Origin of the sequence: Cellulosimicrobium sp. NPDC057862 (assembly GCF_042797035.1) — a bacterium.
Taxonomy (GTDB): Bacteria; Actinomycetota; Actinomycetes; order Actinomycetales; family Cellulomonadaceae; genus Cellulosimicrobium.
Genome location: NZ_JBHVMH010000036.1, coordinates 1 through 9,074 on the forward strand (window position 1 = coordinate 1; position 9,074 = coordinate 9,074).

7 protein-coding genes and 1 tRNA gene are annotated in these 9,074 nt (G+C 72.3%); 4 read left to right on the plus strand and 4 right to left on the minus strand.

The features are described from left to right. Positions 1–228: 228 nt before the first annotated feature. From ACFVN3_RS20710 to ACFVN3_RS20720, 3 genes are read right to left on the minus strand one after another with little or no spacing between them, the layout of a single operon-like run. Positions 229–2,301: a carbohydrate-binding domain-containing protein gene (locus tag ACFVN3_RS20710; protein WP_378234848.1), complete on the minus strand. Its 2,073-nt coding sequence runs from the start codon at positions 2,299–2,301 to the stop codon at positions 229–231. Next, positions 2,301–3,185 carry a polyphosphate polymerase domain-containing protein gene (locus tag ACFVN3_RS20715; RefSeq protein WP_378234849.1) on the minus strand — a complete coding sequence of 295 codons (885 nt, stop codon included), beginning with the start codon at positions 3,183–3,185 and terminating at the stop codon, positions 2,301–2,303. Before ACFVN3_RS20715 ends, ACFVN3_RS20710 begins: the two co-directional genes overlap by 1 nt. Beyond that, positions 3,182–3,886: a DUF4956 domain-containing protein gene (locus ACFVN3_RS20720; protein WP_378234850.1), complete on the minus strand. Its 705-nt coding sequence runs from the start codon at positions 3,884–3,886 to the stop codon at positions 3,182–3,184. The genes ACFVN3_RS20715 and ACFVN3_RS20720 overlap by 4 nt, the downstream gene beginning before the upstream one ends. Positions 3,887–4,121: 235 nt before the next feature. Between ACFVN3_RS20720 and ACFVN3_RS20725 the strand changes: the two genes are divergently transcribed. From ACFVN3_RS20725 to ACFVN3_RS20735, 3 genes are all read left to right on the plus strand, one after another. Further along, a complete protein-coding gene (locus ACFVN3_RS20725; RefSeq protein ID WP_378234851.1) occupies positions 4,122–4,961 on the plus strand; it encodes a siderophore-interacting protein in 840 nt (279 codons plus the stop codon). Between the two features lie 8 nt (positions 4,962–4,969). Then, positions 4,970–5,986, plus strand: a complete 1,017-nt coding sequence (locus ACFVN3_RS20730; RefSeq protein ID WP_378234852.1) for an iron-siderophore ABC transporter substrate-binding protein — start codon at positions 4,970–4,972, stop codon at positions 5,984–5,986. 98 nt (positions 5,987–6,084) lie between these two features. Further along, positions 6,085–6,174 (plus strand) — tRNA-Ser (locus tag ACFVN3_RS20735). A 1,826-nt stretch (positions 6,175–8,000) separates the two neighbouring features. Here ACFVN3_RS20735 and ACFVN3_RS20740 read toward each other — a convergent pair. Then, positions 8,001–8,414, minus strand: a complete 414-nt coding sequence (locus tag ACFVN3_RS20740) for a hypothetical protein (RefSeq protein ID WP_378234853.1) — start codon at positions 8,412–8,414, stop codon at positions 8,001–8,003. Positions 8,415–8,804: 390 nt separating this feature from the next. On the opposite strand from ACFVN3_RS20740, the gene ACFVN3_RS20745 reads away from it, so the two are divergent. Continuing rightward, entirely contained in the window at positions 8,805–9,047 is a 243-nt protein-coding gene (locus ACFVN3_RS20745) for a hypothetical protein (protein WP_378234855.1), read from the plus strand. Positions 9,048–9,074 lie beyond the last annotated feature (27 nt).

Consider the following 9,074-nt stretch of genomic DNA (forward strand, 5'->3'; position numbering starts at 1 on the left):
CGTCTACCATCCGCCGCTCGTTCCTCGCGGCTCCCGCCAGGCCCGCCACGACGCGGCACCACCACCCACCCCGCCCGGCGTCGTCTCACCCTGGTCGGCCCTCACCCGGCGACCGCCCGCGGACCCGACCAGGCGGGCCTGACGGACGACGACGGCCTCCGTCGCCGGGCAGCGTTCTGCCCGACGGCCTGTGGTGGCCGCCGGGCAGAGCGTCGGGGTCGGGGCGGGTCAGGACTCGGTGGCGCCGTCCTGGGCCGTGGTGCCGTCCTGGGTGCCCGGGCGGCCCCCGCTGGTCCGGCCGCCCATGCCGCCGCCGGTCCACTCGCCGGCGACGGTGGTCACCGAGCCGGCGGGGGTGGTCACCGTGTAGGTCTCGCCGGTCGTCACGTCGCCTGAGGAGAAGACGACGTTGGCGGTGTCCTTGGTGACCGAGTACTCGGTGAGGACGGTCCCGTCGGCGGTCGTGACGGTGACGGTGTCGCCGGCGCTCGCGGAGACGTTCGCCGCGATCCAGCCCTGCTCCGAGTCGGTCGCCGGCACGACGACCATGCCCGCGCTGCCCGCCGCGAGGAGCGACCCGCCGCTGATCGTGAACGTGCCGTTGACGTCCAGCGCGCCGTTGCCGTCGTTCGTCGGGCCCTGGACGACGACCTCCCCGCCCGTGACGGCGAGCGACCCGTTGGAGTCGATCCCGTCGCCGCCGGCATCGACGGTGAGGGTGCCGCCGGAGATCACCAGCGTCGAGCCGTCGTCGGTGTCCATCCCGCCACCCATGCCGCCGCCTGCGCCCCCGGGGCCACCCTGGGGCATCTCGGTGCCGTCGGGGAGCTCGCCGCCCTGCGGGGGCTCCGGCATCTGACCGTCGGCCGGCATCTCCGGCGGGGTGCCGCCGGCTGCGGCGCCGTCCGGAGGCTCGGGCATCGTGCCGTCCGCGGACGTGTCGGGTGCGGCACCGTCGGGCGCCACCCCGGCCGTGGTGTCACCGCCGGCCGCGGTGTCACCGCCGGTCGAGCCGTCACCGCCCGCCGAGCCCTCGGTGCCGGTCGTCGTGTCGTCGGTGGTCGAGCCGACGGTGGCGTTGAGGCCGTCGTCGGTCGCCGTCACGTCGATGTCCCCGCCGGAGATCGTGATGGCCGCGCCCTCGATGCCCTCGACGGACGTCGTGACGGTGAGGTCGCCGCCCGAGACGGTGACGTCGCCGTCGGCGTGCACGCCGTCGTCGCCGGACGACAGCTCGACGCTCCCGCCCGAGACGGAGACGGCGCCGTCGGAGTGCAGCGCGTCGTCGGCGGCGTCGACCGTGACCGTGGCGTCGTCGCCGAGCACGACGCCGACGTCGCCCTTGAGGCCCTTCGCGGAGGCGTCCTCGGCGACGGTCGCACCGGCACCGTCCGCGGCGGTCACGGACAGCGTCCCGCCGGAGACGATGACGTCGGTGACGGCCTGCACGCCGTCGTCGCCCGACGCGACGGTGACCGTCCCGCCGCGCACGTCGACGAACCCCAGGGTCTCGTCGCCGTCCTCGGTCGACTTCAGGCCGTCCTTCGCGGCGGTGACGTCGAGCGTCCCGCCCGTGACGACGAGGTAGTCCTTGCCGCGGATCCCGTCGTCGCCCGCGTCGACCGTCAGCTCGCTGCCTGCGATGACGAGGCCGTCCTTCGACACGATGCCGTCGTTCGCGTGCGACGTGACGCTGAGCGCCCCGTCGCCTCCGATCACGAGGTCGGCCGTCGAGAACAGCGCGCCGTCGGGCTCGCCGTCGGCGTCCTGGGCGGAGTACGTCTCGGCGTCGGTGAGGCTGTTGGTCGACCCGTCCGCGAGGACCACAGCGACCTTCTCCGCGTCCTGCACGTTCACGGCGGCGTTCGTCGTCGAGGTGATGTCGGCGCCGTCGAGCACGAGCTGGACGAGTCCGTCCTCCGCGGTGTCGACGACGACCTGCCCCTCCAGCGTGCCGCTCAGCACGTACGTGCCGGGGGCGGTGATGGTCACGGTCGAGCCGTCGACGGTCACGCCGTCGCCGTCCGCGGTGGCGGTGTCGCCGTCGAGGGTGACCGCCACCGCCGACGACTCGTCGTACGCGAGGTCGGCGTCGTCCACCGTCACCTCGGCGTTGTCCGCGCGGGCTTCGTCGGGGGTCAGCCCGGCGACGGCGTCGGACACGACGCTCGTGGTGGTCGTCTCGGTGGTGTCCGTCGAGGTGGTGTCCGTGGTCGCGGCGCTGCCCAGCACGGAGCAGCCCGCGAGGATGGCGGCCGCTGCAGCGGCGGTGAGGTAGGTCAGGGGTCGGCGGATGCGCATCAGAGGCTCCTGTCGTCGTGCCCGGGGGTACGGGCGGGAGGGGTCGTGGTCCCCGCGGGTGCGGTGGCGCCGGGGGAGGGGGCGAGATGGCGGCGGATCACGCGCCGCCACGGGCCGTCGGGCAGGTCGGGTCGCAGGAGCGCCAGGCCGGTGCCGTACTTCGAGATCCGCTCGGGCCGGTGGCCGTGCCGCCACAGCAGGCGGTCGAGGTCCGACGGCGTCGAGCCGCCCTTCGTCTCGACGACCACCAGGTGCGGGACGGACCAGGCGGCCGGCGCGTGCGCCCCGCGCTGCTCGAGCCCCCACGTGAGGCCCGTGTCGATCGTGGCGCGCGCGGCGCCGTCGGGCCGGGGGAGCAGGAGCGTCGTGCGGCGGTACCGCGACACGAGCCCCGGCGAGAGCGCGAGGTGCGACCCACCGTCGATCCCCTCGGCCTCCAGCGTGCGACCGACGAACGTGCGGCCGTCGCCGAGCGCGGTCGGGCACTCGTCGTGCGCGACGCGCTGCTTGAGCGTCGTGCCGCGCGCGGCGCGGGTCTTGACCTCCAGGAAGCTCGTGCCCGAGTCGAGGTAGGTCCGCGTGCGGACCTTGAACCGCCGACGGCGGCGCGTCGCCGTGAGGCGGAACGACGCGAGGTCGGGGGTGTCGAAGTACACCGACTCGTACGCCGCGCTGCGGGCGCCGTCGATCTCGAGGACGCGGGCTGCGGTCGCGCGGGCGAGGTCGTCGAGGACGGCCACGGCGTCGTCGACCGGGAGGACGTACTTGCGGTCGACCCGGGTGAGCAGCGCGGCCGCATCGACGAGCTCGTCGAGGCCGACGCCGTCGAGCGGGTAGAGGACGGCGCGCACCCGGTCGTCGGCCGTCACGGTCCGGGGGCTCATGCGCGCACCTCGGTCCGCTCGGGCCGGGCCGCCTGTGCGGTCGCCTGGGTGAGAGGTGCGAAGGGCGCGGCCTCGCGCGGGGCCGGGAGCGCGGCGTCGGGCACGGGGAGGGGCGCGGCGGCCGCCCGGGTGGGCACCGCCGTCGCCCGACGGCGGGCACGCGGCTCGGTGTAGCGGACGTCCACCCACGTGGTGTCGTTGACGAGGTCGAGGCGCTGGACGCTCACGCCGCGGACCTCGGCGCCGAGGAGCTCCTCGAGGTAGCGGGTGAGCTCGGCGCGGTCGGTGAGGGCGCGGTCGACGACGACGCTCTGGCTCTGCGCCCGGCGCAGGACCCGCGGGTGGTCGACGACAGCCATCACGCCGACGACGAGCGCCATGCCGGCGAGGGAGAGCCAGCCGGTCGTCGCACCGAGGCCGCCGAGGAGGCCGAGCGCGAGGGCCGCGAAGTAGTAGGCGACCTCCGTCTGCGACAGCTCGGTCGAGCGGAGCCGGATGATCGACAGGACCCCGAAGAGCCCGAGCCCCAGACCGGCGCCCACGCTGCTCGTCGCGAGCGTCGCCGCGACCGCGAGCACCCCCACGTTGACGCCGAGGTACGCGACCACGAGGTCCCGCCGCCGGTGCCGGGGGAAGTAGAGGCCGAACGCGAGGACGGTGACCGCGACGAGGTCGACGAGGTACAGGACGGGCTGGGACACGAGGCCTCCGGGTGCCGGGGCGCTGGGCGCCGTGGTCGAGGACGTTCCCATTCCGCCGGGGGAGTCTGTGCGGTCGCTGTGGAGGGCACAGGGTGCGTGTATGAGTCCCGTCCGGCCCGGCGTCGCCCGGAGTTCACGCGGGTCGCCGCGGCGCTCGCGGCTGCGTGACCGGGGTCACGACCGCGCGTACAGGCGGCGATGTTAGCCTCACCTAAGTCCCCGACGAGAGGTTGTCATGTCGACCACCACCGCGCCCGCGCCGCGGCGCGCCCGCCCCCAGACGGTCCTCGAGGTCCTCGAGACCGCGTGGCTCTCCCCGCACCTCGTGCGGGTCGTGGTCGGGGGCGACGGGTTCGCCGCGTTCACGACGAACGAGCACACCGACAAGTACGTCAAGATCATCTTCGCCAAGCCGGAGCTCGGGCTGGAGCCGCCCTACGATGTCGCGGCGCTGCGCGAGACGCTCGCGCCGGAGGACCTGCCCGTCACCCGCACGTACACCGTGCGGTGGGTCGACGAGGCCGCCCAGCGGCTCGCGATCGACTTCGTCGTGCACGGCGACGAGGGCCTCGCCGGGCCGTGGGCAGCGCGCACGAAGCCCGGCGACCGGATCGTCTTCTCCGGCCCCGGCGGCGGCTACGCGCCCGACGTCGAGGCCGACTGGCACCTGCTCGCCGGTGACGACTCCGCGCTCCCCGCGATCGCCGCCGCGCTCGAGGCCATGCCGCGCGACGCCGTCGGGCACGCCGTCCTGGAGGTCGGCACCGAGGCGGACCGGCTCCCGCTCGAGGCGCCCGCGGGTGTCGAGGTCTCCTGGCTCCTGCGCGGCGACGCGCCCGCTGGGACGACGACGCTCCTGCCCGACGCCGTCGCCGACCTCCCGTGGCGCGAGGGCCGCGTGCACGTCTTCGCGCACGGCGAGCGCGAGGCCATGAAGGCACTGCGCCGCGTGTTCGCGGAGCGCGGGGTCCCGCGCGCCGACCTTTCCCTCTCCGGCTACTGGGCCTACGGCCGCGCAGAAGACCGCTTCCAGGCGGAGAAGCGCGAGCCCGTCGGCCAGATCTTCGAGGACTGAGGAGTCCCATGCACCGCACCACCACGTTACGCCGCGCCCTCGCGGCGACGTCCGCGCTCGCCGTCCTCGCGCTCGCCGCGTGCTCGTCCGGCGACGACTCGGGCGACGCCGCGCCGTCGGGCAGCCAGAGCGCCGACGGCGCCGCGGACGCCTTCCCCGTGACGATCCCCACCGCGTTCGGCGACGTCGAGATCCCCGAGGAGCCGGAGCGCGTCGTCGCCCTCGGCTGGGGCGACGCCGAGACCGCCCTCGCGCTCGGCGTCCAGCCCGTCGGGGCGAGCGACTGGCTCGCGTTCGGCGGCGACGGCGTCGGCCCCTGGTTCGACGGCGCGTACGACGAGTCGCCCGAGATCATCGGGACGCTCGAGCCGTCCTACGAGCAGATCGCCGTGCTCGACCCGGACGTCATCCTCGACGTGAAGTCGTCCGGCGACCCCGAGCGGTACGAGCGGCTCTCCGAGATCGCCCCGACCGTCGCCATCCCCGAGGGTGGGGACGCCTACCTGACGCCCATGGAGGACCAGGTCGGCATGATCGCCGCCGCCCTCGGGCGCAGCGACGCCGGCGACGAGCTGCTCGCCGAGGTCGACGACGCGTTCGCCGCCGCGCGCGACGAGCACCCCGAGTTCGCGGGCAAGACCGCCGTTATCGGGTCGTACTGGGCCGAGGGGTTCGGCGCCTACGTCTCGACGTCCAGCCGCGGCGAGTTCATGCAGGGTCTCGGGTTCGAGACCAAGCCCGAGATCGACGAGGCCGCCGGCGAGGAGTTCTCCGCCACCCTCGGCACCGAGGACGTCGGCCTGCTCGACGCCGACCTCACGGTGATCCAGCCCATCGGCTTCACCGCTGCCGACGTCGAGGCGCTCCCGATCTTCCAGACCGTGCCGTCCGTCGCCGACGGCCGCTACGTCGTGTTCGACGACAAGGACCTCTCCAACGCCTTCTCGCTCGGCACGCCCACGGCCGTGATCTACGCGATCGACAACGTCACGCCGCTGTTCGCGGACGCGCTCGGCGGGTCGTGACGCCGGGCCTCCGGGCGTCGGATCGGACGGCCTGACCGGCCGATTCGGTGTCCGGGGGTCTGACCAGGTATCCTTCCTGGGCCGGGTTTCCCGGCGAAGGTAGCGTGTCCGAGCGGCCTAAGGAGCACGCCTCGAAAGCGTGTGTGGGTGAAAGTCCACCGTGGGTTCAAATCCCACCGCTACCGCCACCCGAAGGGCCCCACCCGCGAGATTCCGCGGCTGCGGGGCCCTTCGTCGTACCCGGCCCTCCGTTCTCACGGCCCTTGCCCTCCTGGATGTCCTTCTCAGGCACCCGAGCAACGAGCTGGTCGAGGACGACGCGCAGGTTCGGGGCGACGTGCGTGCGCCTCACGTCGTGCCGTGTCGTGGTGGCCTCGTCGGCGTGACCGAGCTATGCGGTGGCGTTCGCGACTGTCGTGGAGTCGGCCTGTGTCGCGACCGTTTGCCGGAAGTTGTGCGGGTCGCCGTAATTCCGATGCCGGCCTGCGTCAGCCGGAGCTGGTCGCGAATCCTGTGCGACATCGGAGTGCCAACTGATGCGGACGTCTGGGCTTGGAGAAATAGGGGTTGAGCGGGCCGCGGGCCGCTTGTCCGGGGTGCTACGGGTTTGTGGGGACCGCTGTGGCGTCTGCGAGGATCGCGCGATGATGCCCGGTCTGGGGCACGGAAGCAGGACGACGAGGGCTTGCGCGGACATCTTCGACGTCGATCTCGTGCCGGACTCGGGGGTGCTTCCTCCGGATGAGGGGACCTGGCTGAGGATCCGGTTACCTTCTGGAATTCATGGCTGGCCGTGACGTCGGGCATCGTGAAGAGCCCACCCGGATCCACGTCGTCGCGCGTGGTAAGCCTGGAGATCTGGTGCCGTCCGCGCTCCTGGCGCGGATCGAGGAGTTGTGCGGCACGCGCCTTCGCCAGGTCTCCAGCGCGCAAGTCGCTGCCGGTGACTGGGTCGTCCCTGACATTGACTTGCTCTCCGTGATACGTGACGGCACCGGCCCGGCAGATACCAGGGCGATCGATTTGGAGTTGGAGCATCGCGGCATTGGGCATTCCCGCGGGATCCTGCGGCAATGCCGCCGGCTCGCTGCGGAGGGCCGCATCGAGGAACTCAGTACGGGGACTGGTCCTCGGTGGCGGCTCACCGATGCTGGAACCGCCTGGCTTGCGAACGCGGGTGCGCACCGCTGAGAGGCTCAGGCTGCCGCCGTGCGCCGTGCGCCGTGCGCCGTGCGCCGCGGCCGTTGGTCTTGATGCTGCGCACCGGGTGCTCGTGGTGGTGTGGGGGCCGACTCGGGTCTCACCGTCCAGGACCAGCTTGTGTCGTCAGCGCCTGGTTCTGTACTCGGACTCGTGTCGCCACTGCAACATCATGGGCGTAGGGCGCACGTCGTCGCTCCGCTGATGGAGGCGTGACTAGTTGCGCTTCTTCTCCGGCGACGGACTGGTTCGAACCATGAACCGTAGCCGCGTGATCCCATCTCGCCCACAAACGGTATCGATCCGCAGGAGGTCGTCGCTGAGCCCTTCGAACTCAGGATGCCGTTCGCGGAACTCGCGGAGCACAGACCGACGCTGGGCCGCAGGGCCCTCGACCCACTCCACAAGACGCCATTCACCGTCGCTGAGCACGCCAGGATCCTCCCGCTGTGGGAGGTCTTCGACAAAGGCGGCCTCCGCGCACCAATCTCAGAGGAACCGCACCGCCAGAACGCCTGCCCACAGGTGCCCGGCGGAAGGCCGGCATCAATCCCGACGTCGCACATCAGTTGGCGTGGCGATGTCGCACATCACCTGGCACAGGACATGCTCGGCAGCAGATGCCTCGTGAGGACTTTCCTGACTGGCTCAAGGCGCGGCTCCGCCGCGCGGGGTCGGCCTACCGGGCGGGGCCCCGCGCTCCGCTCGCTGCGCTCGCTCTGCGCACCCCACCCGTCCGGCCGCCCATCCAGCAGGACGAAGGCCCCGGAAGCCATTCCCGGAACCGCCCGCGCCACGTTGCGTCACGATCGTGTCAGTCGCCGCCCTCGCCCGCCTCGTGGTGCATCCGAGCGCCGCACATCGGGCAGTACCGGCCAGCGCCGTCGTGCGAGCAGGACTGCCGCATGACGTGCTCGCGCACGCTGTCCACGACGAACCTGAGGCGCGACAGGGGTGAGTCCTTGAACCGGAACGTGTGGACGGCGTTGCCCGTCGCGATGACCTCGCCATCTGCAACGGCCGGATCAACGCCAGGTGCGAGAAGCTCGATTTGCCACTCGTGAAACCGCTCGCGGAAGTAGAAGTGCACGCCGTCCAGAGTGCCGTCGAAGACCTGGGGTGCGTAGGACGTGTACTCAGTTAGCGTGAGCCCGGGAGTCTCCTCCACGTACGTGAGCATGTCCGGGGGTTGCTCCGGGTTCGACCAGTCGTACAGGTCGGGCACCATCGCGCCTTCCTTCGTGTGGCGAGCCGGCATGGGGTTCGAAGGGTAGTCCGGAGGGTGACGCTAAGACGACCGCAGCCGCCCTCTCGCCATCGTGCTGCAGCTGCACCCTCGCGCGCCCGGCCCCGTACCGACAGCCGAGCATCCGGCCGGCTCCGGTCCGCGTCAAGGGCGCCTGCGGCGTCGCTGCGCGATGGCCTGCGGCCACCCTTGACCCGGACCTCCACCGACCTCCTGTGCTCCGCTATCGGTTCGGCGCCTCCGAGTGTCCCCACCGCGGTGCGCTGCCCGAGTCCACCGGGATGCCTCCGTTTTGACCGCCGCCACGGTGCCGCCGACCACAACCCGGTACTAGGTCATGTCTCCCAACAGTCTTGGGCGAGGATGTGAGGTGTGAAGCCCCGCGTGGATCTCGACGATCTTGCTCGTCGGCTGGAGTCGGCCGTTGCTGATTGGAGCAAGGTGGCCGAGGTCGGGCCGTTCATGTGGCACGACCGGACGGCAGACGATCAGCGGCGCGTCACGCTCGAGCGTGCGAGCGTCGCGATACCCGAGGCGCTGAGCTTCAGGAGCCTGACCCGGTTTCCCGGACAGGTTCTGTTGGTTGATCATGCCGCGAGGTCGGCGGCGGTGTGAAGGGTTTCGAACTCGGTGGGGCTGCGG

Coding starts and splice junctions, on each gene's coding strand:
- ACFVN3_RS20715 (WP_378234849.1), bottom strand. CDS start 3,185: ATGAGCCCCCGGACCGTGACGGCCGACGACCGGGTGCGCGCCGTCCTC.
- ACFVN3_RS20725 (WP_378234851.1), top strand. CDS start 4,122: ATGTCGACCACCACCGCGCCCGCGCCGCGGCGCGCCCGCCCCCAGACG.
- ACFVN3_RS20730 (WP_378234852.1), top strand. CDS start 4,970: ATGCACCGCACCACCACGTTACGCCGCGCCCTCGCGGCGACGTCCGCG.
- ACFVN3_RS20710 (WP_378234848.1), bottom strand. CDS start 2,301: ATGCGCATCCGCCGACCCCTGACCTACCTCACCGCCGCTGCAGCGGCC.
- ACFVN3_RS20740 (WP_378234853.1), bottom strand. CDS start 8,414: ATGGTGCCCGACCTGTACGACTGGTCGAACCCGGAGCAACCCCCGGAC.